Genomic DNA, 26,756 nt, shown 5'->3' on the forward strand with positions numbered 1-26,756 from the left:
CAGATGAAAAAAACTAATGGATGAATGAAATAATGCCATTTTTCTTCATCGTCTGTAAGCCCTATCATCGCTGCCACTTCTGCAATTTCTCTGCACTTTTCATCGGATGGCAGCGCAAATGGTCACGACACATAACCTCGGCTTTCCGCGCATCGGCGCAAAACGCGAGCTGAAATTCGGCCTCGAAAAATACTGGAAGGGCGAGTCCTCGCGCGATGAGCTGAAGGCGCTGGGCGCCGAATTGCGCGCGCGCCACTGGGCCAGCCAGCAGGCGCTCGACCTCGTACCGGTTGGGGACTTCGCCTTCTACGACCAGGTGCTCGACATGAGCTTCATGCTCGGTAACCTGCCGGAGCGCGTGCAGGGCTTTCACGGCGACAAGCTCGACAACTATTTCCGCGTCGCGCGCGGCCGCTCGGCAGCCGGCGCGCAAGAGCACGCGGGATGCTGCGGCGGCGTGGCCGCTGGCGAAATGACGAAGTGGTTCGACACCAACTACCACTACATCGTCCCCGAGTTCACGGCCGACACGCAGTTCAATCTCGACTTTTCGCGCCTCTCCGGGCAACTGCGCGAAGCGCAGGCGCAGGGCGTGAAGGCCAAGCCGGTCATCATCGGCCCGCTGACCTACCTGTGGCTGGGCAAGGCGAAGGACGACTCGGACAAGCTCGCGCTGCTGCCGCGCATCATGCCCGTCTACCGCGCGCTGCTCGACTACTTCAAGGTGATGGAGGTCGAGTGGGTGCAGATCGACGAGCCGGTGCTCGTGACCGAACTCGAGCCGGCGTGGCGCGAGGCGTTCGTGACGGCCTACGAGGGCTTCGAAGAGCGCAGCGTCAAGCTGCTGCTCGCGACATATTTCGGTCAACTACAGGAGAACCTCGACCTCGCGTGCAAGCTCCCGGTGGACGGCCTGCACATCGACGCGATCAATGCCCGTGCCGAAGTCGCGCTGGCCGCGCAGAAGCTGCCGGCGCAGAGCGTGCTGTCGGTGGGCGCGATCAACGGCCGCAACATCTGGAAGACCGACCTGAACGCCGCGCTCGAATGGCTCGCGCCGCTCGCGCAGCAACTGGGCGAGCGGCTCTGGATCGCGCCGTCGTGCTCGCTGCTGCACGTGCCGGTCGATCTCGCGAGCGAGGACGAGCTCGACGCCGAGATCCGCTCGTGGCTCGCTTTCGCGCTGCAAAAGCTCGACGAAGTGAAGGTGCTGGCGACGGCGCTCAACGAAGGCCGCAGCGCCGTGGCCGCAGAACTTGCCGCCAACGCCGCCGCGATCGACGCTCGCCGCCGGTCGCCGCGTGTGAACAACCCGGCGGTGAAGGCGGCGATCGCGCGCATCGACGCCAATTTCGGCAATCGGCAGCACGTGTATGCCGAGCGCGCCGCGAAGCAGGCCGCGCTGCTCGAGTTGCCCGCGTTCCCGACCACGACGATCGGCTCGTTCCCGCAGACCGGAGAAATCCGCCAGGCGCGCAGCCAGTACAAGCGCGGCGCACTCGACGACGCAGGCTATTTCGCCGCGATGCGCAAGGAGATCGAGCGCAGCGTGCGCGAGCAGGAAGCGCTGGGGCTCGACGTGCTGGTGCATGGCGAAGCCGAGCGCAACGACATGGTCGAATACTTCGGCGAGCAGCTCGACGGCTACGCGTTCAGCCAGTTCGGCTGGGTGCAGTCGTACGGTTCGCGCTGCGTGAAGCCGCCCATCCTGTTCGGCGACATCAGCCGCCCCAGGGCAATGACGGTCGAGTGGATCGCCTACGCGCAATCGCTCACGAACAAGCCGATGAAGGGCATGCTCACGGGTCCGGTGACGATCCTGAACTGGTCGTTCGTGCGTGACGACCAGCCGCGTTCGGTGTCGTGCTACCAGCTCGCGCTGGCGATCCGCGGTGAAGTGCTCGACCTCGAAAAGGCCGGCGTGCGCGTGATCCAGATCGACGAAGCCGCCTTGCGCGAAGGTTTGCCGCTGCGCCGCGCGCAATGGGGCGAGTATCTACGCTGGGCGGTGGAATCGTTCCGCATCACCGCGAACGGCGTGGCCGACGAAACGCAGATCCACACGCACATGTGCTATTCGGAGTTCAACGACATCATCGCGTCGATCGCCGATATGGATGCCGACGTCATCACGATCGAGACCTCGCGCTCGGACATGGAGCTGCTCGACGCGTTCGACCACTTCAAGTATCCGAACGAAATCGGACCGGGCGTGTACGACATTCACTCGCCGAACATCCCGACGCAGGAGCACATCGTGAAGCTGATGCACAAGGCGGCCGAACGCATTCCGGCGCAGCGGCTGTGGGTGAACCCCGATTGCGGCCTGAAGACGCGCCAGTGGGCCGAAGTGATTCCCGCGCTGACCAACATGGTGGCGGCCGCAAAGGCGCTGCGCAGCCAGGCGCACTGAGACCCGCGCCCGGGTGCCGCGCAGCGTTTAGTCCGTCTCGCGGCGCTCGCGCCACGTGCGCAGCAGCAGCGCATTGGTCACGACGCTCACGCTCGAAAACGCCATCGCGGCGCCCGCGAGCATGGGGTTCAGAAGCCCGAGCGCCGCGAGCGGAATCCCGATCAGGTTGTAGAAGAACGCCCAGAACAGGTTCTGCTGGATCTTGCGCCAGGTGCGCCGCGAGATGTCGATGGCGGCGGCCACGAGCGCAGGGTCGCCGCGCATGAGCGTGACGCCCGCCGCATGCATGGCGACGTCGGTGCCGGTGGCCATGGCGATGCCGATGTCGGCGGCGGCCAGCGCGGGCGCGTCGTTGATGCCGTCGCCCGCCATCGCGACCACCGCGCTCGTGCGGATCTTCAGGTCGCGAATCGTGCGCGCCTTGTCGTCGGGCAGCACCTGCGCGTGGATCTCGTCGATGCCGAGCTGCGCCGCCACCGCGCGCGCGCTGCCCGCGTTGTCGCCAGTCACGAGCACACTGCGGATGCCCATCGATTTCAGGCGCGCCACGGCGGCGCGCGCCGTGGGCTTCACGGTATCGCCAAAGGCGAGCAGCGCGAGCACCACGCGGCTCGACGCGGGCGGCGCGCCGGCGCGGTCCGCTGAATGCGCGGGTTCGCCCAACAACCAGGACACCGTATTGCCTTCGGATTCGAGCGCCTGCGCGCGCGCCGCGAGCGCGGGCGGCACGGCGAGTTCGAGCTCCGCGAGCCAGCGCGCGCTGCCGATCGCCAGATAGCGGCCGTTCACTTCGGCTTCCACGCCGCGTCCCGGCACCGCGCGCGCATGCACGGCGGCGGGCAGGGGCGCGCCCGAAGCTCCCCCAGCACCCGCGGATTCCGCGCTGAATGCCTTCACCACGGCCTTCGCGAGCGGATGATCGCTGTGCTGCTGCACGGCGGCGGCCAGCATGAGCGCCTCGGCGCGGGCGATTTCGCCGGCCGTTTCGAACGCGGTGAGCGAGGGCTGGCCGAGTGTGAGCGTGCCGGTCTTGTCGAAGGCCACGACGCTCACGTCGTGCGCCGTTTCCAGCGCTTCGGCGTCCTTGATCAGCACACCGTGGCGCGCCGCCACGCCGGTGCCGGCCATGATCGCGGCCGGAGTGGCGAGCCCGAGCGCGCAAGGGCAGGCGATCACGAGCACGGCCACCGCGTTGAGGATCGCGGTTTCGGCGCTCGCGCCCGCGAGCAGCCAGCCGCCCAGCGTGATCGCCGCAATCACGAGGATCGCGGGCACGAATACGGCGCTCACGCGGTCGACGAGACGCTGGATCGGCGCCTTCTCGGCCTGGGCGCTTTCCACGAGGCGGATGATGCGCGCGAGCGTGGTTTCCGCGCCGATGGCGGTGGTGCGCACGGCCATCAGCCCTTCGCCGTTGATCGAGCCGGCCGTGAGACGGTCCTCGGGGGCCTTCGGCACGGGCAGGCTTTCGCCAGTGATGAGCGATTCGTCGACATGGCTGCGGCCTTCGAGCACGACGCCGTCGGTCGGGACGCGCTCGCCTGGCCGCACCACGACCACGGCGCCCACGCGCACTTGCGCGAGGGGCACCTCGCGCTCCACGCCGTTTTCGCGGATGCGCGCGCGCTCGGGGCGCAGCGCGTTGAGCGCGCGGATGGCGTCGGTGGTCTGGCGCTTGGCGCGTGCTTCGAGCCACTTGCCGAAGCGCACCAGCGTGATGACGACCGCCGAGGCCTCGAAGTACAGATGCGCGGCGTCGCCGGGGTGCGCGAGCATCGCGTAGACGCTCACGCCCCACGCCGCGGTGGTGCCGAGCGCCACCAGCAGGTCCATGTTGCCGGCGCCCGCGCGCACGGCCTTCCAGGCGGCGCGGTAGAAGCGCGCGCCGAAGCCGAACTGGACGATGGAGGCGAGCACGAGCTGCGCGGCGGCCGGCAGCATCCAGTGCCAGCCGAGCCAGTGGCCGAACATCGGCACGACGAGCGGCGCGGTGAGCGCGGCGGCGATCAGCACCTCGCGCAGCTCGCGGCGCGCGGCGGCCTCGGCTGCGGCGGCGCGCGAGGAACTGCTGGGCGAAGGGGCAGCGCCGGTTGCGCTCGGGCCTGTTGCGGCGTGTGTTGCGATGGAACCGGCGGTCGCGGCGGCGGGTGCGTCTTCGACGAGCGGCGTGGCCTCGTAGCCGGCCTTCTGCACAGCGGCGACGAGGCGCTCGCGCATGCCCCCGTCGAGCGGCGCGTCGAGCCGCACCGTGGCGTTCTCGGTCGCGAGGTTGACGGTCGCGCCGGCTACGCCGGGCACCTTCGCGAGCGCCTTTTCCACGCGATTGGCGCAGGCCGCGCAGGTCATGCCGCCGATGGCGAAACTCGCGGTAGGTGCCGCGCTCGTCTCGGCGTACGCGGCTCCGGTGCTGGCGTCCACGACGGGCTCGGCTTCATAGCCAGCCTTTTCCACGGCCGCCACGAGTTGAGGCAAGAGCGCCTCAGGCGGGTGTCCACCCGCATCGGCACTGGCTTCGACGGTGGCCTTTTCGGTGGCGAGATTGACCGACGCGCGCATCACGCCCGGCACCTTCGCGAGCGCCTTCTCGACGCGCATGGCGCACGAGGCGCAAGTCATGCCGCGGATTTCGAGCTCGGCCACGCGGTGCCCGGCACGCTCGCCGGTTTCTGCGACGAGGGGATCGTTCATGGTGATGACGCGCAAACGCGATAAGTATTCGACCTTATGCAGTATCTACGTTCCCATGATGGGAAGGTCAAGGGCAATACTCGCGGCAAAGCAGAATTCCAACCGGCAGACTGTTCAGGGGCGGATGCGGGCGATACGATACGACTCGCCGGCATGGGCACCATGCTGCGCGCATCGGATTGCGGCCCGGGGGGGCCGGCGCGCAGCGTCAGACGCCGGTTGACGTCAATTCATGGACCGTCCGCTTCGCACATAATCAAGAAATGAAAAAAATACGCTGCACTCTTCCCTTGTTCCGCGCTTGTACCGCGCTAGCCGGTGTCGCCTTCATTGCCGGGTGTGCGTCGGCGCCCCAGGGCGCCGGGCCGGAGGGCAATGGCTGGGTCAAGGACGAGGTGTCCGACTCCTATGTGTTCGGTTATCCGCTCGTGCTGATGGACATCTCGCGCGAGGCCGCCACCGGAAATGCGCCCGGCCAGGCCGCGCCGAATACGCTGCGCCACGCGCAATCGCTGCCGCCGGTTGGCGCCACGACACCGCCCGAACCCAATCTCGACACGCTGGCTTCGTCGGGCTGGCTCGACGTGAGCCGCGAGCCCGTGCTCGTCGCGCTGCCCGACACGCACGGCCGCTATGCAGATGCGCGCGCGCTCGACATGTGGAGCAACGTGCTCTGGTCGACGGCGGCGAAAGGCAATGAGCGCGTGAACGGTCTGAAGGCGCAAACGATTGCGTTCGTGCCGGCGGGCTGGAAGGGCGCGCTGCCCGCGCGTGCGAAACGCGTGGACGTGACCACGCGCTACGTCTGGTTCCTCGCGCGCATCGAGACGCGTGGCGGCGGCGATCTTGCAACCGCGCGCCGCGTGCAGCGCGGCATCCACGTGGCGCCGCTCTCCGCATGGAGCGGCAGCGGCAAGCGCGTCGCGCAGGCGGACGCGCAAACCGGCGCGGGCCTGGCCGGCGACCCGGTGGCGGCGGGCACGCCGGCCGCCCAGATCGGGGCGCTCGACGCCGCCGGCTTCTTCAGCCGCCTCGCGCTCGCGCTGCAAGACAACGCGCCGGCGCCCGAGGACCCGCACGCGCTCAAGATTCTCGGCGACATCGGCGTGCATCCCGGCGATCCGGTGCAGTTGCCGTCCGGCACGAAGGATGCCGCCGGCGTGAGCACCGGTTTCGCCGACGGCCGTGCGCGCGTCGCCACGCCGCCTTCGAATCTGCTCGCCGGCAACGGCTGGCTGTGGGTGGGCGACGATGCGGGCAACTACGGCACCGATTACGCGCTGCGCGCCTACGCGGCCTACGCGTCGCCGGGCCTGCCCACGAGCCGCGACGAAGTGCGCGCCCGCGTGACCCAGGACAGCGACGGCCACACGCTGAACGGTGCGAACCGTTACGTGATCCATTTCAGCGCGAAGCAGTTGCCGCCGGTGCGCGGCTTCTGGTCGATCACGGCCTATACGCCCGAGGGCGCGCTCGACAGCGACGCGTCCGTGCGCGTCGCGTTTGGCGACCGCAACGGCGCGCGGCGCAACCGCGATGGCTCGCTCGACGTGCAGGTGAGTGCGGAGCGGCCGCGCGGCGGCGCCAACTGGGTGCCGGTGCCCAAGGGCGACTTCCGCCTCGTGCTGCGCATGTACGCGCCGAAGCCCCAGGCCACGGACGGCTCCTGGCAGCCGCCGGCAGTCGAGCGCCGGTAAGCGGCCAGGGCAGCAATAGCAGCAATAACGGCGGCAGCGCGCGCGCCAGCGCGGCGGACCGCCGTCCCTTCACTGAGCAGCCGCGCCGGCGCGCGCCGCGCGGCTGCCAGCTCCGCATCCTTCCGACGTTTTGTCGACGCGCGAAGCATCATCGGACCTATACTTCCGGCTGTCGGACTCTCCGGCATTCCGTCCGGTTTCACTCTCTTCACTATCCGCGGCGGGCTCTTCGCCGCGCCATTGGCCAGCAAGCATGGCAAGCCTCAACAAAGCATCGCTGACGACTTCATTGCAATCGGTGCGCGCCGTGGCGCGCGCCCCGCGCACACGGCGCATCTTCACCGGCATCGCGATCTTTCTCGCGGTGTTCGGCCTGCTCGGTTTCTTCGCTGCGCCGCCGCTGATCCGGCACATTGCCGAACAACAGTTGAGCAAGCAGCTCGACCGGCCCGTCTCGATCGCGCGTATCGGACTCAATCCGTACACGCTGCGGCTCGAGGCGGACCGCGTGCACATCGGCGAGCGCGGCGGCCAGGGCAACTTCTTCGATGTCGAAAAGCTCGTCGTGCAGGCGTCGTGGTCGTCGATCTTCCGCGCGGCGCCCATCGTCGACGAAGTGCGGCTCGACTCGCCGCGCGCGACCATCGTGCGGCTCGACGCGCAGCGCTTCAACTTCTCCGACCTCATCGAGAAGTTCTCGAAGCCTGCCGAAAAGCCCAGCAGCAAGCGCGCGCAATTCGCGGTGTCGAACATCCACGTCGAGAACGGCCAGATCACTTTCGACGATCGCCTGCTCAATGAAAAGCACGTGATCGACCGCTGGTCGCTCGGCATTCCGTTCATCGCCACGCTGCCTTCGAAGACAGATATCTTCGTCCAGCCGATGCTGCGCGCGCGCATCGACGGCGACAGCACGCTCGCCATCGACGGCAAGACCAAGCCGTTCGCCGCGTCGCGCGAGTCCGAGGTCGAACTGCGTCTCGCCGATCTCGATCTGCCCAGGCTGCTCACTTATGCGCCCGCCAAACTGCCGGTGACGCTCAAGAGCGGCAAGCTCTCCACCAACCTCAAGCTCGATTTCGTGATGTCGGGCGAGAAGCCCACGCTGCGTGTTTCCGGAACCACCGATCTCGCCGACATTGACGCCACCGACAACGCCAACGCGCCGCTGTTCGGCGCGCGCAGCCTGCATGTGGCGGCAGCGTCGCTCGAGCCGTTCAGCAACGTCTATCGCTTCGACGCGATTCGCATCGACGCGCCCAACGCCTGGATCGCGCGCGACAAGGCGGGCGTGCTCAGCGTCGAGAAGCTCGTGGGCGCACCAGCGGCGAAGGCCGCGGCTGCCAGGGACCAAGCCACGGCGCAGGCCGCCGCGAAGTCTCCTGTGCAGTCTCCTGCGCAGTCTCCTGAGAAGGGCGAGCAGAAAGGCGCCGCGAGCGCCGTCGCGGCGGCCCCGCCCGCGGCGTCGGGCGCACGGGCCGAGCCTGCGGCAGCGGCCAAGGCGCCGCCGCTCGATCTGTCGATCCGCCAGTTCGCGATCGTGGACGGCACGGTGCATGTGCACGATGAAGCGGCGTCGAAGCCGGTGGAACTCGATCTTGGCAACGTCGCCGCGACGCTCACGAACTTCTCGACCGTGGCGAAGACGCCCGCTGCTTACACGCTTGCGCTGCGCGCGGGGGACGGCGGCACGGCTCAGGCCTCGGGCAGCTTCGGCCTTGCCGCGAAGACCGCCGGCGCGAAGATCGCCCTGCACGACGTGACGCTGCCGCAAGTGCAGCCCTATCTCGACGGCGTGAGCGCGGCGCAGATCCTCGACGGCAAGCTGAGCCTCGACTCGACCATCAAGGCCGACTGGGCGAAGGAGCCGGCCGCCGTGAAGGTGGAGGCGAGCACGCTGGGTCTGGAGGCGCTCAAGCTTGCCGCGCGCGGCTCGAAGGCGCCGATCGTGGCGCTCGCGAAGGGCACGGTGCAGGTGAGCGCGGTCGATCTCGCGGCGCGCACCGCGCAGATCGCATCGGTGGATACGAGCGGTCTCGCCGTCAACGTCGAGCGCAAGAAGGACGGCAAGATCGATCTGCTGGAGCTTGCGCAAGGACGCCAGGCCGCGCCCGAGCGCACGGCGATTCGCGCGGCGCAGAAGTCGGTGAAGGAAGGTCCGGCGTGGCGCTACAAGATCGATGCGCTGAACGTGAGCGGCGGCTCGATCAACTTCACGGACAGCACGACGCCGCGTCCGGTCACGCTCGCCGTCGCACCGCTCGACCTCAAGGTCCAGCAAATCAGCGACGACATGAAGCACGCGCTGCCCATCGACCTGAAGGCGACCGTCAACAAGAAGGGCACGCTCGCGCTCAACGGCGACCTGAACCCCACGCCGCTCACGGCGAAGTTCAAGATCGACGCGAACCGGCTCGATGCCGCCGCGTTCGAGCCGTACTTCAGCAGCCAGCTCAACGCGGTGATCGCGAGCGCGCTGCTCAACATGAAGGGGCAGCTTGCCGTGGAGCAGGGCAAGGCGCTCAAGGCGAACTACCGCGGCGACGCGGCGCTGGTGGACGTGCGCATGCTCGACAAGGCGACCTCCGACCCGTTCGCGGGCTGGCGCTCGCTCGCGCTTTCGAACCTGAAGGCGAGCTACGACGACGCGCGCGGCACCGACGTGGACGCGAGCCGCGTGACCTTCAGCGGCTTCTACGGGCGCGTGCTGCTCGACGCGCAAGGCAAGCTCAATCTCAACGACGTGGTGGCGCACGAGAGCGGCCAGGCGCAGTCGCTCACGCGCGACACGAGCGGCCACGAGCCAGTGCCGCTGTCGCCCGAGGCGGCCAGCGCGCCGGGTGCAGCCGCTTCGGCGCCCGCGTCGGCCTCCGCGCCGGTACCCGCATCCGCGACGGTCACCGCAGCGCAGCCGCCCAAGCATCCGGTGCGCCTGCATTTCGGCGAGCTCGTGCTGCAAAACGGCCGCGTGACCTATACCGACAACTTCATCAAGCCGAACTACAGCGCCAACCTCGTGCAGATCCAGGGCACGGTGGGCGCGTTCGGCACCGAGTCGACCACTTCCGCGCCCGTCGACGTGTCGGCCAAGCTCGCGGCGAACGGACCGATCGTCATCAAGGGCTCGGTGAATCCGCTCATCGCGAAGCCCGAGCTCGACATCACCGCGAGCGCCCACGACGTCGAGCTCACCAATCTCACGCCGTATTCGGCCAAGTACGCGGGCTATCCGATCACGAAGGGCAAGCTCAACGTCGACTTGCATTACCAGCTCTCGAACGACCAGCTCACGGCGAACAACCATTTGTTTATCGACCAGCTCACGTTCGGCGACCACGTCGAGAACGACACCGCCACCAAGCTGCCCGTGCGTCTGGCGATTTCGCTGCTCAAGAACCGGCGCGGCGAGATCGACGTGAACATTCCGGTGTCGGGCTCGCTCTCGAACCCCGAGTTCAGCCTCGGCGGCCTGATCTGGCGTGCGGTGCTCAACCTGATCGCGAAGGCCGTGACCGCGCCGTTCTCGCTGCTCGCCAACGCGTTCGGCGGCGGCGGAGAAGAGCTCGGCTATGTGGAATTCGAGCCGGGCTCGGCCAGGCTCTCCGACGCCGACAACAAGAAGCTCGACACGATCGCGAAGGCGCTCGACGACAAACCCTCGATCAAGATCGACCTGATCGGCCGCGTCGACCCGGCCGTGGACACGCCCGCGCTGCGCGAGAAGTATGTGGACCGCCTCGTGCGCAGGCAGAAGGTGAAGGACACCGTGGGCAATGGCGAGAGCGTGGATATCTCGCAGGTGCAGGTCGATCCGAAGGAGTACGAGAAATACCTCACCAAGGCCTATAAGGACGCCGACTTCAAGAAGCCGCGCAACATGGTGGGCTTCACGAAGACGCTGCCCGTCGACGACATGAAGCAGGCGCTCGCCGAGCACGCGCCGGTGGACGACGTCACGCTGCGCGACCTCGCGCAACGGCGCGCGCAGGCCGTGCAGCAGTACTTCGAAGGCAAGGTCGACTCGAGCCGCGTGTTCGTGGTGGCGCCCAAGCTTGACGCAAAGGGCATCAACGACAAGGGCGCGACCACGCGCGTGGATTTCGGGCTGAAATGAGGGCCCGCATGCGGGGCGTGTTTTCCATGCCCCGCAGGTGCTTGTCACGCCGCGCGCGTGCGCGCGCGCGGCCTGCTCTTCGCACCGAACGCATGTTCCTCGATCACGCGCGCGAGCGTGGCGAACGCCGGCGCGATATGCTCCTGCGCCACACACGCATAACCTGTTAGCAATCCTTTGCGTTGCTGCTTGCCGAGGTAATACGACGCTAGCGGCCGCACGATCACGCCTGCCTCATACGAAGCCGCGGTCACCACGCGGTCGTCGCAATGATCGGGCAGACCCAGCACGAAGTGCAGCCCCGCTTCGTCGCCCATGACGGGCAGCGCGTCGCCGAAGCGCTGCGTCACGGCGTCGATCAGCAGTTGCCGCCGCTCACCGTAGAGCGTGCGCATGCGGCGCACGTGCGAGGTGAGATAGCCGTCCATGATGAATTCGGCGAGCACGGCTTGCTGGATCAGTTGGCCTTCCCGATAGAGCTCGGACACCCCGGTGCGGAACACCTCCACGAGCCGCTCGGGCACGACCATATAGCCCACGCGCAAGCCCGGAAACAGCAGCTTGCCGAGGCTGCCCACATAGATCACCCGGTCCGATTCGTCGAGCCCCTGCAGCGAGGCAAGCGGCCGGCTGCCGTAGCGGAACTCGCTGTCGTAGTCGTCCTCGATGATCCACACCTTGTGCTGGCGCGCGTATTCGAGCAGCGTGCGGCGGCGCGCGAGGCTCATCACCATGCCGAGCGGGTACTGGTGCGATGGCGTGACGAGCGCGATGCGCGGCGGATGGCGCAGGTCCGATTCACGCGGATTAAGTCCTTCGTTATCCACAGGAATCGGCGCGAGCTTGATGCCCGAGGCTTGCAGCACGCTGCGCGCGCCCCAGTAGCACGGCTCCTCCACCCAGGCGCGGTCGCCGATGTCGGCGAGCAGGCGCACCGCAAGATCAATCGACTGATGAATGCCGGTCGTGATGATGATCTGGTCGGGCGAGCAGCGCACCGAACGCGCCACGCGCAAGTAGTCGGAGAGTGCGCGGCGCAAGGGCCGATAGCCGCCACCCGGCGCATAGGTGAGCAGCTCCGGGTTCACCGATTTCCAGAGCCGCGATTGCAGGCGGCTCCAGGTGCGCGAGGGAAACTCGGCCACGTCCGGCACGCCAGGCATGAACGCGCCCCATTGCCGGGCCGAGACGCCGGCCTCGTCGATGAGACGCTTCCCGCGCATCGACATGTCGCCGCGCGGGCCGGGCTCCGGCGCGGCGCGGTCATCGCGCAGCGGGGTGCCAGGGCGCGCGCCCACGGCGGCCGTGTCGGGGCGCGTGTCCGCGACGTAGGTGCCGCTGCCGGTGCTCGAAAGCACGTAGCCTTCTGCGCTCAGTTGGTCGTAGACGTGCAGCACCGTGTTGCGCGCGATGCCGAGGTCGCCCGCGAGCAGGCGCGAGCTGGGCAGCTTCGTGCCGGGCGCCAGCCGGCCGGTCAGGATGGCCTGCTGCATCAGTTGCAGCAACTGGCGGTAGACCGGCTCAGCCGAGGCTTTGTCGAGTTGTGCTGCGAGCCAGTCGGACAGGATGACCATGGCAAAAGTGGTTCCATCGATAATAATGAAATGGCTCCATTCAATAGAGCCTTGAGCGTCTATAGTAATCCGACGTCAGATTCGGCTAATTTTTTTCGTGTGAGAATAAATTGAGCCGCGCCGGAAGTGCTGAAGCATTCACTCCGGTCGACATAGGAGACAAGACGATGAAGACATCGGAGGCGATCGTCAGCTTTCGGGGCGTGCGCAAGACGTACGACGGCGAGACGCTGGTGGTCAAGCAACTCGATCTGGACATCTACCACGGCGAGTTTTTGACGCTGCTCGGGCCGTCCGGCTCCGGCAAGACCACCTGCCTGATGATGCTGGCGGGCTTCGAATTTCCCACTGGCGGCGAGATCCGCCTCGAAGGCAAGCTGCTCAACAACGTGCCGCCGCACAAGCGCGACATCGGCATGGTGTTTCAGAACTACGCGCTGTTTCCGCACATGACCGTCGAGCAGAACGTGGCGTATCCGCTCGGCGTGCGCAAGGTGCCCATGGCCGAGCGCGCCGCGCGCGTGAACGATGCGCTCAAGATGGTGCGCATGGAGGGCTTCGCCAAGCGCTATCCCGCCCAACTCTCGGGCGGCCAGCAGCAGCGCATCGCGCTGGCCCGCGCGCTCGTGTTCCAGCCGAAGCTCGTGCTCATGGACGAGCCGCTCGGCGCGCTCGACAAGCAGCTGCGCGAACATATGCAATACGAACTGAAGTCGCTCCATGAAAAGCTCGGCGTCACGTTCGTCTACGTCACGCACGACCAGGGGGAGGCGCTCACGATGTCCGACCGCGTGGCGGTGTTCGACAAGGGCATCGTGCAGCAGCTCGATACCGTGGACCGCCTCTACGAATCGCCGTGCAACGAGTTCGTGGCGAACTTCATCGGCGACAGCAACCGGCTGCGCGGCAAGATCGCCGCGGTGGAAGGCGAATTCTGCGAAATCCATCTCGCCGACGGCACGCGCCTGAAAGGCCGCAACGTGGCGGGCGCGCAGGCGGGCGCGGATGCGGTCGCCTGCATCCGGCCCGAACGCATGAAGCTCTCGTCCCAAGCCGGCGGCAACGGCGCGAACGCGCTCGCGGGCGAGGCGCGCAGCCTCATCTATTTCGGCGACCACGTGCGCATGCGCTGCGGTCTGCCTCACCAGGACGAGTGCTTCGTGAAGGTGCCGCTCGGCACCGAGGCGCTCGAAGCCTTCGCGCCCGGCCAGCCGGTCGCGCTCGAGTTCGCGCCGGAGCATCTGCGCATCTTCGCGTGACGGCACGAAGCATCCACCGCAGGTAGCGCCGAAGCGCGCGAAAACAAACCATCCAGGAGAAGGGGACTACACCATGAAGCAAATCGGCAATTTGCGCGTTGCAGCGGCGGCGGCCGCGTTCGCACTCTCGTGTGGCGTGGCGCACGCCGCGGAACTCACGGTCGTGAATTTCGGCGGCGCGAACGGCGATGCGCAGAAGGCGGCCTTCAACGAGCCGTTCCAGACGCAGACCGGCAACAAGGTCACGGTGGTCGAGTACAACGGCGAGCAGGCCAAGGTCAAGGCCATGGTCGAGGCGAAGCATGTGAACTGGGACGTGGTCGAAGTGGAGACCGGCGACATCGCGCGCGGCTGCGACGAAGGCCTCTACGAGAAGCTCGACTGGGCGAAGCTCGGCAACAAGGCCGATTACCTGAAGGCGGCGGTGCAGCCGTGCGGCGCGGGCTTTTTCGTGTGGTCCACGGCGCTCGCCTATAACGCCGACAAGCTGAAGACGGCACCCGCAAGCTGGGCCGATTTTTGGGACGTGAAGAAATTCCCGGGCAAGCGCGGCATGCGCAAGGGCGCGCGCTACAACCTCGAATTCGCGCTGATGGCCGACGGCGTGGCGCCGCAGGACGTCTACAAGGTGCTCGCGACGAAGGCCGGCCAGGATCGCGCGTTCAAGAAGCTCGACGAACTCAAGCCCAACATTCAGTGGTGGGAAGCGGGCGCGCAGCCGCCGCAGTTCCTCGTGGCGGGCGACGTGGTGATGTCGACGGCCTATAACGGGCGCATCGATGCCGCGCAGCGCGAAGGCAAGAACCTCAAGGTCGTGTGGAACGGCAGCATTTACGACCTCGATTACTGGGCGATTCCGAAGGGCTCGCCGAACAAGGCGCAGGCCATGCAGTACATCGCGTACACGCTGTCGTCGAAGCCGCAGCAGGACTATGCGAAGCACATCGCCTACGGTCCGGTGAACGCAGCGGCGATCAAGGCACTCGACGAAAAGACGCTCGAAAACCTGCCGAATTCGCCGAAGAACGGCAAGACCGCGATCCAGGAGAACCTCACGTTCTGGACCGACCACGGCGACGAACTCGAGCAGCGCTTCGGCTCTTGGGCCGCGAAGTAAGCCAGGACGAGGCGATAACGGAGGCAGGCCGCACGCGCCGTCCCATGCAGGGGCGGTGCGTGTGGTATGGCGCCTCGGGGCGAGCGCTTCCGGGGTGACCGCAGGAGACTGAGTTGACATCCATGACGACCGCGAAACACGCAGCCGATGAATCACGCAACAGCGCAAGCAGCAGCGCAGCAGACGCAAGCGAGCCGGTTGCGCGCCTGAAGCACGAACTGCGCCTCGCGCAGGCCAGAAAGCGCACGATGGCGCTCTTGCTGATTGCGCCGCTGGCGATCTTCTTGCTGCTGATTTTCGTCGTGCCGATCGCGGCGCTGCTCACGCGCGCCGTGCAGAATCCCGAGGTGGCGACCGCGCTGCCGCATACCGTTGCGGCGCTGAGCAGCTGGGACCGCAAGAGCGCACCGCCCGACGCGGCCTACGCGGCACTCACGCAAGATCTCACGGCGGTGCAGGACGGCGACGCCATGGGCGCGCTCGCCCGCCGCCTGAACGTCGAGATCGCGGGCTATCGCTCGCTCGTGGCGAAGACGGCGCGCGCCATGCCGCTCGCCGACGACGACGGCCATCCGCTCAAGCTCACGCCAGCGCAAACGCGCGCCAAAATCGTCGAGCTCGACGACCGCTGGAACGACGTGACGTACTGGCAGGCCATTGCGAAGAACAGTGGCCGCTACTCGCCGTTCTATCTGCTGGCCTCGCTCGATCACAAGCAGGATGCGTTCGGCAGCATCGTTCCCGCCGACCCCGACCAGCAGATCTATCTCGCCGTGTTCGGCCGCACCTTCGTGATCAGCGTGTTCGTGACGCTGTTTACGCTCGCGCTCGGCTATCCGCTCGCGTACTGGATTTCGACGCTGCCCGAGCGGCGCGCCAATCTCGTGATGATCCTCGTGCTGATTCCGTTCTGGACATCGATTCTCGTGCGCGTGGCTGCGTGGATCGTCATTCTGCAGAGCGAAGGACTTGTCAACAAGGCGCTGATCGGCACCGGCATCATATCCACACCGCTCACGCTGCTCTTCAATCGCGTGGGGGTGTACATCTCCATGACGCACATTCTGCTGCCCTTCATGGTGCTGCCGCTCTATAGCGTGATGAAGTCGATCCCGCCCACCTACCAGCGTGCGGCGGTTTCGCTCGGCAGCCATCCGTTCGCGGCGTTCTGGCGCGTGTACGTGCCGCAGACCTATCCGGGCATCGGCGCGGGTGTGCTGCTGGTCTTCATCCTCTCGATCGGCTACTACATCACGCCGGCGCTGCTCGGCGGTCCCGCCGACCAGATGGTGAGCTATTACGTGGCGTACTTCACGAACGTGTCGATCAACTGGGGCATGGCATGCTCGCTCGGCGCGCTCCTGCTCGCGGCGACCACCGTGCTGTATTTCGTCTATGGGCGCTTCACGCGCACGCAACTGAGCCTCGGCTAACGGAGGCAACCGACATGAAATTCGCCAAGCCTCTGTTTGCGCCGCATACCTCGGCCATCGAACGCGTATGGTATTTCACGCTGCGCGGGCTCGCCGTGCTCACGCTGCTCTATCTGATCCTGCCGGTGCTCGCAATCGTGCCGCTGTCGTTTTCGTCGAGCACGTTTCTCGTCTACCCGATTCCGGGCTGGTCGATGCGCTGGTATCAGAACCTCGTGATGTCCGACGAGTGGCGTATGGCCGCGAAGAACAGCTTCATCGTCGGGCCTGCGGCGACGCTGGTGGCGACGGTGCTCGGCACGCTTGCGGCCATCGGCATCACGAAGGCGGATTTTCGCGGCAAGGCCGTGCTGATGGCCGTGCTCATCTCGCCGATGATCGTGCCCGTGGTGGTGGTGGGCGTGGGCATGTATCTGTTTTTCGCGCCGCTCGGGCTCGCCAATACCTATCTGGGCCTGATTCTCGCGCATGCGTCGCTGGGCGTGCCGTTCGTGGTGACGACGGTGTCGGCCACGTTGCAGGGCTTCAATTACAACCTCGTGCGCGCGAGTCTTTCGCTCGGTGCGAATCCCGTTTCGACGTTCTTCCGCATCACGCTGCCCGTGATCGCGCCCGGCGTGATTTCGGGCGCGCTGTTCGCATTCGCGACGTCGTTCGACGAGGTGGTGGTGACGCTCTTTCTTGCGGGCGCCGATCAGACGACTCTGCCGCGCCAGATGTTCACGGGCATTCGCGAGAACATCAGCCCGACGATCGCTGCGCTCGCAACGATCCTGATCGTGTTTTCGACCGGTCTGTTGCTGGCGCTCGAATGGCTGCGCGGCAGGAATGCGGCGCGCGCGGTGAAGGCTTGAGGCGGCTTGAGGTGGCCTGATTGTGGCCTGAAGTGCAAAGCGGCGCATGCGCCGCTTTTTTAGTGGGGGCTTCGTGGATTTCCGGACCAGGCTCTGTTCGACCCGCTGCCGTCATTCGTGTGCAGCGCTGCCAACGACTGCTCCTGGAGCAGGGCCGCCGCTCGCTTGCCTGCACGACAACTTTGGCTCAGTACAGCTTCCTCGGTGGCAATGACCGTTTGATCTGTTTTCTGAGTCGGGCTACAGCGGCGGCCTTCTTTCGTTTGCGTTTCGCAGTCGGTGTTTCATAAGCCGTTCTGGCCCGCAGTTCCTTTATCAAGCCGGTGCTCTCGATCGAGCGTCGGAAGCGGCGCAGCGCGACTTCCACCGGTTCGTTCAGTTTGGGGGTTACAGTAGTCAATTGTCTTCCTGGTTGTGAGTTCGCGCCGTGAATCGTCCGGACGTGCGCGACGGAGTTTGCTGCCTTGTTTCCTTTCAGCCAAAGCGCACGTCCAACCATTCCTGCGCCCATTTTTTCGCATAGGCAATGGCGTCCTCGCGCATGTCGAAGCCCGCGAGATCACCACTTAGATGAATGTCGTACTTGCTCCCGTCCGCACGGCTGGTGCTGATGCGGGCATGGGCCATGTATTCGCCGTCGGCCCTGCGTGGCGTCGGGTCGATAATGAATCGCGTCGAATTGAAGCGCACTGTCTTTCCTTGTTTGGTTGCCGCGCGACCAGGATCGTTGCGCCAGCTTCGCGTGGATGGATGGGATGTGTCACGCGTTCAACAGGGCCTGTAGCGAGGTGCGAATCACAACACCAGATCAAGGATGTTCGTGTCTTGGGAACACGTATCGATGAGGTGTTCCGCATAGGCAGTCGAAGCACGCCGCGCGTCTCCGGCGCTCTGGAAGGGCTTTGTCACCACAAGCCGGAATACGCGGCTGCGGGGCGCTTCCCCTGAGCTTCCCGGCGCCTGGATACGCACGGCAGCGTCGAATCCTTCGTCGTAGTTATGCCCATTGCCGGGCTCGGTGGCACGATGCGGATAGACGAGTGGATAAACTTCCAGTCCACGGTAGAGACGGAATCCGGTTGTCATGAAATACCTCTGAGGCCGCGTCAACACGCGACGAATCGGGAAAAGGGCGTGAGCGACTGAGTTCAGTCTTCACATGATCGGCCGCGTTGTTCGGCCTGTGATGAATGAGCGGCCCGATTCCGTTGGAAAGGGTGACTGGAGAGGCGCAGAGAGGGGCTGTGGGTCAATCAACGCTTTCATCCTACACCCATTGCCCGATTTGTACAGTGAATGTTTTCCTGCCCCCGCTACTGTTACGAGCCGGTAGCCTGGATCGACTGCGGGTATGCGCATAGCGCCGTATCGCAGCCGACGTTCGCTTGGCACCGTGTCAACGACGGCGAAATGCGGCGAAACCGTGTCGCCCTTAACCGCGCGTGTCGACCCAGTTGTGCGCCCAGCGTGTCGAGTGCTGCAGCGCCTGCTCTTCACTCGCGAAGTAATCGAGCGAATAAAACTGGTAGCGGCCTTCGGCGCGCGCGCTATTGATGCGCTCGAGCAGCAGGTTGGATGAAAAACTACCGTCGGGCAAACGATGCGCCGAGGGTTGGACGGCATAGCCGTTGTATTGTTGAATTTGGTTATTACGCATTTTAATTTTAATGATGTTCGAGTGCGCGCATGCCGTGTGAAATATGCAGGGGCACGCCGATTCAAAGCCATGGCGAGCTGAATCTGATGAAGTCGGAAAGCAAAAAATGGCGTTGAAGCCTGAGGGGAGAATGATCAACAACGAGGCGTATGGGGCTTGGCGAGCTGCTGAATGAACAGGTGCAGCTAAGCGCAATCGCGCCGGATTCAGGAGACCAAGCTCCGCGAGTATGTCGCTGTAACCCGGCGTCCATCGCGGGAGACCGGGCCCTTCAAACTTTACATCGGCTTGATGTTAGCCGCTTGCAGACCCTTCGGGCCTCGCTTCGTTTCGAAGCTCACCTTCTGATTTTCAGCCAGCGTCTTGAATCCGTCACCCCTGATTTCGGAGAAATGAGCGAACAGGTCGTCGCCGCCCTTATCCGGCGTGATGAAGCCAAAGCCTTTGCTGTCGTTGAACCACTTAACGGTACCGGTATCCATAAAAAATCCTTGAGGAAAACTACGAAGAATTACTCTGTTAAAGAGTGGGTGAAGCTTCAAGGAGGGAGAGGACAACGAATACCGCAGAGGAGCGAGCAATTGATGAACAGCAGTCGAACTTCTTGAACTTCAGCGGGCACAGTACCCGCTGGGTGCTGCCAGCGTCAATACTTATCTTGTAACTGTTTCACCCGGCGGTCGGTTGTGCAGCCCGAGCGATGCGGCCTGTCGGGCTGCGCACCGTTGCCTGGTAAGGCGCATAGGTTAGACATAAGGTGGGGACAGACACAAGCTTAGGGCGGCACCGCACTTGCTGTGGCGGGGTCGAAAAGGTGAATTGCGCAACGTTCCCCTAAATTCGTATCAGAGCCGCGTACTGACCGGCCGTGTACAAAGCGCAACCGACACTGGGATGTCTGCTGAGTTTCAGGTGAAGGGCGCGTCATGGCCGACCCCAGCCCGTCCGCAACCGCTTTCCCCCGCAAATCCACGAAGAGCTCTTTTCGCGCCAGCACTAACGCGCGGCCTCATCGGGCAGCGCCGCGCCGCCCAGCGCCTGATAGAGCGCTGCCGTATCCGTGAGCCGCGTGGCCTGCGCACGCGTGCGATCGAGCGCGGTTTGCAGCGCCTGGCGTTGCGCGTCGATCAGATCGAATTCGCTCACGCCGCCCGCAGCGTAGCGATCATGCGCGATCGAGGCGCTGGCTTGCGCTTCGTGCGCGGCGTCGTCGCGGGTTTGCAGTTCCAGCGCGTCGTCCTGCAGCGCGTGCAGCGTGTCGGCGACTTGCTGGAGCGCTTGCAGCACCGTCTGCTTATAGTCCGCGAACGCGGCCTCATAGGCGGCTTGCGCCGCACGCCGCTTCGCGCGCAACTCGCCGCCATGAAAGATCGGCTGCGTGAGGCCAAGCCCCACGTTCCAGATGTTGAGCCCCGTTATCACGTCTTCGATGCGCGTGCGTTCCGAGCCCGCGCCCGCCGAAATCGAAATCTGTGGAAACAGGTTGGCTGTCGCCACGCCCACGTTCGCACTGGCGTGATGCAATAGCGCCTCGGATGCGCGAATGTCGGGGCGCTCGCGTGCGAGCGTGGAAGGCAACGTGAGCGCGAGCGTTTCGGGCAGCGGCAACGCGTCGAGGGTGAGCGCGTCGAGTTGCGGCGCGAAGGCCGAACTCGATGGCCCCACGCCTAGCAGGATCGCGAGCAGATGATCGGTCTGGGCCAGCTGCGTGGTGAGCGGCGCAAGTGTTGCGCGCGTTTGCGCGAGCACAGTGCGCTGGCTGTGCACGTCGAGCCGCGCGACGCCGCCGGCCGCGAGTCGTGCTTCCATGATCGATAATTGCCGCGTTTGCGCGACGATCAATCGCTGCGTGAGGTCGATTTCGCTACGCAGCGCGGCCCGCCGGATTGCCGTGGCCACCACATTGCCCGCCACGGTGAGCTGTGCCGCCTCAAGTTCGTATTCCTGATAATTGACTTGCGCGAGCGTGGCTTCGAGTGCGCGGCGGTTGGCGCCGAACAGGTCGAACACATACGAGACGCTGACCGAGGCGTTGTAAAGCGTGAACGGTGCCGGACTCGCCACCTGGGTGATGCCGAAGGCAGCTAGATTGATCTTCTGGCGCGTGCCGGAGAGCTTCAGGTCGACGGCCGGATACAGCGCCGCGCCCGCTTGCGCGTTGTAATTCTCGCGCGCCTCGACGAGCTTCGCGCGTGCGGAATCGAGCGTCGGGCTGGCGTGCAGCGCTTCGTCCACGAGACTGTCGAGCGCGGGGCTGCCGAATTGCTTCCACCAGGCGCGCGGCGCGTGTTCGGTGGCTGCGAAAGTTTGCGCGGCACCGCCGGGTCCCGGCGCGCCGGCCGTGGCGGCGGCCAGCGGCGTGCGCGTGTAGTCGGGCTCCTGCGGTGCGGCGGGAGCGTGAAAGTCAGGGCCGACCGTGCAGCCCGCGAGTGCGGCTGCCAGCAGCAGTGACAAAAGCGATGACAAGGGCAATAACAAGGGCGATGACAAGGGCGTTGGAGTATGGCGTTTCATCATCGCGCTCCTAGTCCAGCGTGCGCCGGTAGAAGCGCACCGCGATCGCCATCACGACTGCCGCGAACACGGCGAGCGGCCACACGGAAGGCCACAAGTCAGCCCAGCCGTTGCCCTTGAGCAGAATGCCGCGCACGAGCCGGTTGAAGTAGGTGAGCGGCAGCAGGTTGCCGATCCATTGCGCCCAGCGTGGCATGCCCGCAAAGGGAAACATGAAGCCTGAGAGCAGCAGGTTCGGCAGGAAGTAGAACACGGCGAGCTGCATGGCCTGCAACTGGTTCTGCGCGAGCGACGAGAGCGTGATGCCCACCGTGAGATTCGCTGCGATGAACAGCAGCGCCGAGAGATAGAGCGCCACGAGACCGCCCTCGAATGGCACGTCGAACACGAAGCGCGCGGCGAGCACGATGATGGTCGCCTGCACGAGGCCGATCGCCACGTACGGGACGATCTTGCCCGTCATCACCTCGATGGGCAGCACGGGCATGGCGAGCAGGTTTTCCATCGTGCCCCGTTCGCGTTCGCGCGTGATGGCGAGACCGGTCATCATCACCATCGTCAGCGTGAGGATCACGCCCATGAGGCCTGGCACGACGTTGTATTGCGTGATGCCCTCGGGGTTGTAGAGGCGGTGGACCTGCACGTCGAAGGCAGCGGGCGCGCCGTTCAGGTGCGCGAGCGGGCCGGTCAGGTCCTTCGCGGCCACGGGGGCGATGAGGCCGGGCAACGCGGCCAGCGCAGTGGTGATGGCGGTGGGATCGGTGGCGTCCGCTTCCACTAGCAGCGAGGGCCGCTCGCCGCGCAGCAGGCGCCGCGAAAAATCCACGGGAATGCTCAGCACGAACTGCACGCTGCCGCGCGCGAGCGCATGCCGCGCGGAGGCCTCGTCGGGCAGCGTCTCGACCACGTCGAAGTAAGCCGAATTCTTCATGCCTGCCACGAAGCTGCGCGAGAAAGGGCTGTCTTCGGCCACCACGATGGCGGTCGGCAAGTGCTTCGGATCGGTGTTGATCGCATAGCCGAACAGCGTGAGCTGCATGATCGGCAAGCCGACGATCATCGCGAAGGTCACGCGGTCGCGCTTGAGCTGCAGGAACTCCTTGAGCACGATGCTCCACCAGCGCGACACGGAGAATGCGAGGTTCAGCTTCAGCATCAGGCCTTGCCTCCGTAGTTGTCGCGCGTCTGGCTCATCAGATGGATAAAGACATCCTCCAAACCGGTTTCAATACGTTGTGCACGCAACGATGTGCCGGCGCTCACGTGCTCGATCGAGGCCGCGAGCGCCGCGCGGTCGCGGCCGCTCGCGTGCAGCACGGAGCCGAACACCACCGTTTGATCGACGCCCGGCATGGTGCGCAATTGCGTCGAGAGCGCAGTGAGCTGATCGCCGTGAATCGCCCACGTTTCGAGGTCTTGCGAGGCGATCACTTCGGCGGCGGTACCCTGCGCGAGCAGCTTTCCGTACGCGATATACGCGAGCTTGTGGCAGCGCTCGGCTTCGTCCATGTAGTGCGTGCTCACGAGCACGGAGATGCCGCGCGCGGCGAGGCGGTGCAGTTCTTCCCAGAAGTCGCGCCGCGCGTTGGGATCGACCCCTGCCGTGGGTTCGTCGAGCAGCAGCAGCCGCGGCTCGTGCAGCATGCAGGCGGCAAGCGCGAGACGCTGCTTCCAGCCGCCCGAGAGCGCGCCGGTGAGCTGGTTCGCGCGGCTTTCGAGGCCGAGCGATTCGATCGCGCGGTCGACGCATTCGCGCCGCCGCGGCATGCGGTAGATGCGCGCGACGAAGTCGAGATTCTCGCGGATCGTCAGATCGTCCCAGTACGAGAAGCGCTGCGTCATGTAGCCCACGCGCCGCTTGATCTCTTCGCTCTCGCGCACGATGTCGTAGCCGAGGCAGGTGCCCGAGCCCGAATCGGGCGTGAGCAGGCCGCACATGAGGCGGATCGAGGTGGTCTTGCCGCTGCCGTTGGGCCCGAGAAAGCCGAAGATCTCACCCCGCGCGACGCGCAGCGAGACGTCGTTGACCACGTGCTTGTCGCCGAAATGCTTGTTGAGATTGCGCACGTCGATGGCGTAGCGCGGCCCGTCGCCCGTGTCCGCGCCCGTTGCGCTGGTTGTGCTCATTGCAGCCGCACCTCCACCGGCTGGCCCGGATGGAGCTTCGCGGCGTCTTGCGTGGCCGGATGCGCCTCGATCATGAACACGAGCTTCGCGCGTTGCTCGTTGCTGTAGATGACGGGCGGCGTGTACTCGGCGGCGTTCGAAACCCAGGTGATGGTGGCGGGCACGTCGGCGGCGCAGCCATCGCAGTGCACGAGAATCTTGCGCCCCGGCGCGAGCGAGCCCACCACGGTTTCGGGCACGAAAAAGCGCAGCTTGACGTTTTGCGGCGGCAGCATCTGCACGACCGGGCTGCCGGCCTGCACCCATTCGCCCACGCGATAGAGCGTGTCGTAAACGAGCCCCGCGCCGGGCGCGGTCACGCGCTTCTGATCGAGCTTCCACTGCGCCTGGGCGAGCGTGGCCTGCGCCGCCTCGACATCGGCGGCCTGCGCCGCGATCTGCGCCACGCGCCCGGGCAGGTTCGCGACGCGCACCTGATTCTGCAACTCGCGCACCTGCGCGGCGCTCGATGCGGCCTGCGCGCGCGAGTCGTCGAGCTGCGCCTGCGAGATGCCGCCTGCGCGCAACTGCGCCTCATCGCGCGCGAGCTGGAGCGCCGCCTTGCGCGCGGTGGCCTCGGCCTGGGCGAGCTGCGCTTCGGTCACGCGCACTTCGGGCGGACGCTTGCCGGTTTGCAGATCGTCGAGCTGCGCCTGCGCGGCGGCGAGGCGGTGGCGCGCTTCATCGCGCGCAGCAGTTTCGTCGACGGCTTCGAGCGCGAATACGGGCGCCGAGGCAGCGACGGCCTGGCCGCGCTGCACGGCGAGCTTCGCGAGCGTGCCCGATTGCGAGGACGCGAGATAAACATATTCACCTTCGACGTAGCCTTGCCAGACCGGCGCTTCGTGGCGCGAGCACGCACCGAGAGCGCCCAGGCCAACGAGGCCAACAAGGCCGACGATGGCTGCGCGAAGCGGCAAGCGGTTGCAGCGCGAGGCGCGCGCAGGTTCGATCTGTCCGCTCATGGCGCACTTCCTGTGGTATTTCCAGCAGCATTCGCGGGCACCCGCATGGCGCCCGCGAGCAGCGCGGTGACATGGCGGCGCAGCGCTTCGCGCTCGACCTTTGGCAGGCCGCGCGTGTTTTGCCAGAGCCTCGCGGTCGCGAGCGGCAGCATGACGAGCGCGAGGATCGACATGAACAGCAGCGGCGCTTCCAGCGCCGGGTTCACGGTGCCCTCGCGCTGCGCGGAACCGATATGCATGACGAATCGTTGCAGTTGTTCGACGGGCAGGCGCTTGAGCATGCGCTCGCGCAACAGGCCGCCTTCGTTGACGATTTCGCGCAGCCATAGCGGCGGCAGCCACGGCAGGTGCTCGGTGACTTCGAAGAGCCTTGCGACGAGTTCCTGTACGAGCGCGTGCGGGTCGGCTGCGGCTTCGCTATCCGCGCTGCCCCACACATAGGCAATGGAGCGCGCGATGCGCTCTTCGACGACGGCGTCGAGCAGCTTTTCCCGATTGGTGAAGTAGTAGTGAACCATGGCCGACGTGACGCCCGCCGCGGCGGCGATTTGCGCCATGGTCGTAGCGGCAATGCCTTGTTCGGCGAAGAGTTGCGTCGCGCAGGCCAGCAGCCGCTCGCGCACGTCGAGGTCGGTGTCGGCGCGGCGGCGCCCGCGAGGCTTGCGGCTTCCGGCCGTGGCGGGCGAGGGAGGCGAGGGAGGCGAGGCCGGCATCGAGCGACGTGGATTCATTGGTCCAGTCTAATTCACGCGTTAGTTAGATTCAAATGCGCGCGATGCGGGTTAACGATTGTCAGTCGGGCGACGTCCTTTCAGACCTTTCCTATACACAAAGGTGGGGTGGTCATTCAGGCTGTCATTCTCGTACCGAAAGGTGCATCCGATCACGCCCCTAAAAATGGAAGAAAAAATGAAGCGCATCGTGGTTATCGACGATCACCCCATCGTCCTCAAGATGCTTGCAAACGTTTTGCACACCGAATATGAACTGGTGGGCGAGTGCAGCGACGGGGAAGAAGGTTTGCGCATCGTGCAGGAATTGCAGCCTGATCTCGTCATCCTCGATCTCGAATTGCCGAAACTGGACGGGCTTTCGGTCATTCGCGGCATCCGCGCCCGGCAATCCGCCACGCGCGTTCTCGTGCTCTCCGCGAAGCCCGAGCAGGTCATGGCGAATCACACCCGCATCGCGGGCGCGAACGGTTACGTGAGCAAGAGCCGTGGCGTGGAGGAGTTGTGCGGCGTGGTGAAGGCGGTGCTGCTCGGGTACGACTGCTTTCCGGCAGGCAGTTGCGGCGGCGGCCGCGATGTGGCGCTCAACGGGCTCTCGCCGCGCGAAGTGGAAGTGCTGCAATATCTCGCGCGCGGCATGAGCAACAAGGGCGTGGCGGCGCGGCTCGGGCTCTCCGACAAGACGGTCAGCACCTACAAGACGCGCGTGCTCGACAAGCTCGGTGTTTCGTCGCTGGCGGCGCTGATCGAATTTGCCACCTTGAACAAGCTTATCGATTGAAGCCGGGGCAAAAAGAGCCCCAGCCGCGAACGGCCGGGGTAATGAGAATACACCGTGCGCTCCTGGAAACGAAACGCCCCATAACGTTACCTACCGGCTGCGTGCGAAGCAACGCGCTCACATTACGCGTCGTTACTGTCGCGAGGCTTTCGGCGCAGATCCGCTTAAGTTAATTCGCATGTCGAATTAAATGGCGGGGAATATGATGCGGGGCGGGTGTCAGGTTCCGCGTCGATCAAATCAGTAGCGCGGCGGCGGGGGCGGGCGATGATCGTCGTAACGCATCTCGTGACGGTCGCCATGCCAGCCCGGAGGGCCAGGGTCGTGCGGATGATGGTGCATCCACGCGTCGCGTTCCCAGTAGCGGTGGCCGTCCCAGTAACGGTCTTCGTGCCAGCCGATCGACACTCGCGCATCCACCGGCACCATGCGCGGCCCATCATGATGCGGCGCGTATTGGGCAAAGGCGCTCGATGCGCTCATCAGCGCACCGCCTGCGAGCAGCGCGGCGGCGAGAACTCGGGCGGGGGTTTTCCAGCGCGTCGTATTCATATGCGTTCCTCCTTTTTGGGTACGTCGTCATGCATTGCGTTGCATTCGACATGAAGCCCAGCTTATAGGGGACAAGGCGATGAATACGTGAGCACTTGTAATGTTTCATTTCGAGCGGTCTGCCGCACGAAAACTGCGCGTTTTATAATCGGCTCTTGATGCGTAACGGATTACCGCGGGTTTCTGAAGATTGCCAAAGCAATTTCACGGACGCGGTTGTCAAGAGCCGTAACATAAAGAC

At 65.6% G+C, this 26,756-nt stretch carries 21 protein-coding genes; 8 read left to right on the forward strand and 13 right to left on the reverse strand.

Annotation, left to right across the window (positions count from 1 at the left end):
- Positions 1-118 precede the first annotated feature (118 nt).
- Entirely contained in the window at positions 119-2,413 is a 2,295-nt protein-coding gene (gene metE / locus PWP93_RS19105) for a 5-methyltetrahydropteroyltriglutamate--homocysteine S-methyltransferase (protein WP_421045528.1), read from the forward strand.
- 27 nt (positions 2,414-2,440) lie between these two features.
- On the opposite strand, the gene PWP93_RS19110 is transcribed toward metE, so the two are convergent.
- Positions 2,441-5,101, reverse strand: coding sequence for a heavy metal translocating P-type ATPase (locus PWP93_RS19110; protein WP_421045529.1), 2,661 nt, complete (start codon positions 5,099-5,101; stop codon positions 2,441-2,443).
- A gap of 263 nt (positions 5,102-5,364) precedes the next feature.
- On the opposite strand from PWP93_RS19110, the gene PWP93_RS19115 reads away from it, so the two are divergent.
- Positions 5,365-6,798, forward strand: a complete 1,434-nt coding sequence (locus tag PWP93_RS19115; RefSeq protein ID WP_421045530.1) for a DUF1254 domain-containing protein — start codon at positions 5,365-5,367, stop codon at positions 6,796-6,798.
- 253 nt (positions 6,799-7,051) lie between these two features.
- A complete protein-coding gene (locus PWP93_RS19120; RefSeq protein ID WP_421045531.1) occupies positions 7,052-10,912 on the forward strand; it encodes a DUF748 domain-containing protein in 3,861 nt (1,286 codons plus the stop codon).
- Positions 10,913-10,956: 44 nt separating this feature from the next.
- Here the strand turns inward: PWP93_RS19120 and PWP93_RS19125 are convergent, their stop codons facing one another.
- Positions 10,957-12,486, reverse strand: a complete 1,530-nt coding sequence (locus PWP93_RS19125) for a PLP-dependent aminotransferase family protein (protein ID WP_421045532.1) — start codon at positions 12,484-12,486, stop codon at positions 10,957-10,959.
- Between the two features lie 167 nt (positions 12,487-12,653).
- Here PWP93_RS19125 and PWP93_RS19130 point away from each other — a divergent pair, with 167 nt between their 5' ends.
- From PWP93_RS19130 to PWP93_RS19145, 4 genes are all read left to right on the forward strand, one after another.
- Positions 12,654-13,745: an ABC transporter ATP-binding protein gene (locus PWP93_RS19130; protein WP_421026409.1), complete on the forward strand. Its 1,092-nt coding sequence runs from the start codon at positions 12,654-12,656 to the stop codon at positions 13,743-13,745.
- 73 nt (positions 13,746-13,818) lie between these two features.
- Positions 13,819-14,862 (forward strand): ABC transporter substrate-binding protein, encoded by a 1,044-nt coding sequence (locus PWP93_RS19135; protein WP_421026410.1) that lies wholly within the window; start codon positions 13,819-13,821, stop codon positions 14,860-14,862.
- Between the two features lie 122 nt (positions 14,863-14,984).
- Positions 14,985-16,295, forward strand: coding sequence for an ABC transporter permease (locus PWP93_RS19140; protein ID WP_421045533.1), 1,311 nt, complete (start codon positions 14,985-14,987; stop codon positions 16,293-16,295).
- A gap of 14 nt (positions 16,296-16,309) precedes the next feature.
- Positions 16,310-17,149 (forward strand): ABC transporter permease, encoded by an 840-nt coding sequence (locus PWP93_RS19145; RefSeq protein WP_421045534.1) that lies wholly within the window; start codon positions 16,310-16,312, stop codon positions 17,147-17,149.
- Between the two features lie 187 nt (positions 17,150-17,336).
- Here PWP93_RS19145 and rpsU read toward each other — a convergent pair whose 3' ends face one another.
- The 10 genes from rpsU to PWP93_RS19195 form a co-directional block, all read right to left on the reverse strand.
- Positions 17,337-17,549, reverse strand: coding sequence for a 30S ribosomal protein S21 (gene rpsU, locus PWP93_RS19150; RefSeq protein ID WP_421026413.1), 213 nt, complete (start codon positions 17,547-17,549; stop codon positions 17,337-17,339).
- A 74-nt stretch (positions 17,550-17,623) separates the two neighbouring features.
- Complete coding sequence (locus PWP93_RS19155; protein ID WP_421026414.1) at positions 17,624-17,839, reverse strand: hypothetical protein; 216 nt, start codon at positions 17,837-17,839, stop codon at positions 17,624-17,626.
- A 105-nt stretch (positions 17,840-17,944) separates the two neighbouring features.
- Entirely contained in the window at positions 17,945-18,235 is a 291-nt protein-coding gene (locus PWP93_RS19160) for a hypothetical protein (RefSeq protein ID WP_421026415.1), read from the reverse strand.
- A gap of 346 nt (positions 18,236-18,581) precedes the next feature.
- Positions 18,582-18,806 (reverse strand): hypothetical protein, encoded by a 225-nt coding sequence (locus PWP93_RS19165; RefSeq protein ID WP_421045535.1) that lies wholly within the window; start codon positions 18,804-18,806, stop codon positions 18,582-18,584.
- A 278-nt stretch (positions 18,807-19,084) separates the two neighbouring features.
- Positions 19,085-19,288, reverse strand: coding sequence for a cold-shock protein (locus tag PWP93_RS19170; RefSeq protein ID WP_421045536.1), 204 nt, complete (start codon positions 19,286-19,288; stop codon positions 19,085-19,087).
- A 514-nt stretch (positions 19,289-19,802) separates the two neighbouring features.
- Entirely contained in the window at positions 19,803-21,320 is a 1,518-nt protein-coding gene (locus PWP93_RS19175; RefSeq protein WP_421045537.1) for an efflux transporter outer membrane subunit, read from the reverse strand.
- Between the two features lie 10 nt (positions 21,321-21,330).
- Entirely contained in the window at positions 21,331-22,476 is a 1,146-nt protein-coding gene (locus tag PWP93_RS19180; protein ID WP_421026419.1) for an ABC transporter permease, read from the reverse strand.
- Complete coding sequence (locus PWP93_RS19185) at positions 22,476-23,447, reverse strand: ABC transporter ATP-binding protein (RefSeq protein ID WP_421045538.1); 972 nt, start codon at positions 23,445-23,447, stop codon at positions 22,476-22,478. Before PWP93_RS19185 ends, PWP93_RS19180 begins: the two co-directional genes overlap by 1 nt.
- Positions 23,444-24,451 carry an HlyD family secretion protein gene (locus PWP93_RS19190; protein ID WP_421026421.1) on the reverse strand — a complete coding sequence of 336 codons (1,008 nt, stop codon included), beginning with the start codon at positions 24,449-24,451 and terminating at the stop codon, positions 23,444-23,446. Before PWP93_RS19190 ends, PWP93_RS19185 begins: the two co-directional genes overlap by 4 nt.
- On the reverse strand, positions 24,448-25,164 hold the full coding sequence (locus tag PWP93_RS19195) for a TetR/AcrR family transcriptional regulator (protein ID WP_421027057.1): 717 nt from the start codon (positions 25,162-25,164) through the stop codon (positions 24,448-24,450). Before PWP93_RS19195 ends, PWP93_RS19190 begins: the two co-directional genes overlap by 4 nt.
- Before the next feature lie 196 nt (positions 25,165-25,360).
- On the opposite strand from PWP93_RS19195, the gene PWP93_RS19200 reads away from it, so the two are divergent.
- Positions 25,361-25,963, forward strand: a complete 603-nt coding sequence (locus tag PWP93_RS19200) for a response regulator transcription factor (RefSeq protein WP_175196662.1) — start codon at positions 25,361-25,363, stop codon at positions 25,961-25,963.
- 240 nt (positions 25,964-26,203) lie between these two features.
- On the opposite strand, the gene PWP93_RS19205 is transcribed toward PWP93_RS19200, so the two are convergent.
- On the reverse strand, positions 26,204-26,515 hold the full coding sequence (locus tag PWP93_RS19205; RefSeq protein WP_421026422.1) for a hypothetical protein: 312 nt from the start codon (positions 26,513-26,515) through the stop codon (positions 26,204-26,206).
- Positions 26,516-26,756: the final 241 nt, after the last annotated feature.

The organism is Paraburkholderia sp. A1RI-2L, assembly GCF_048957375.1.
Lineage (GTDB): Bacteria > Pseudomonadota > Gammaproteobacteria > Burkholderiales > Burkholderiaceae > Paraburkholderia.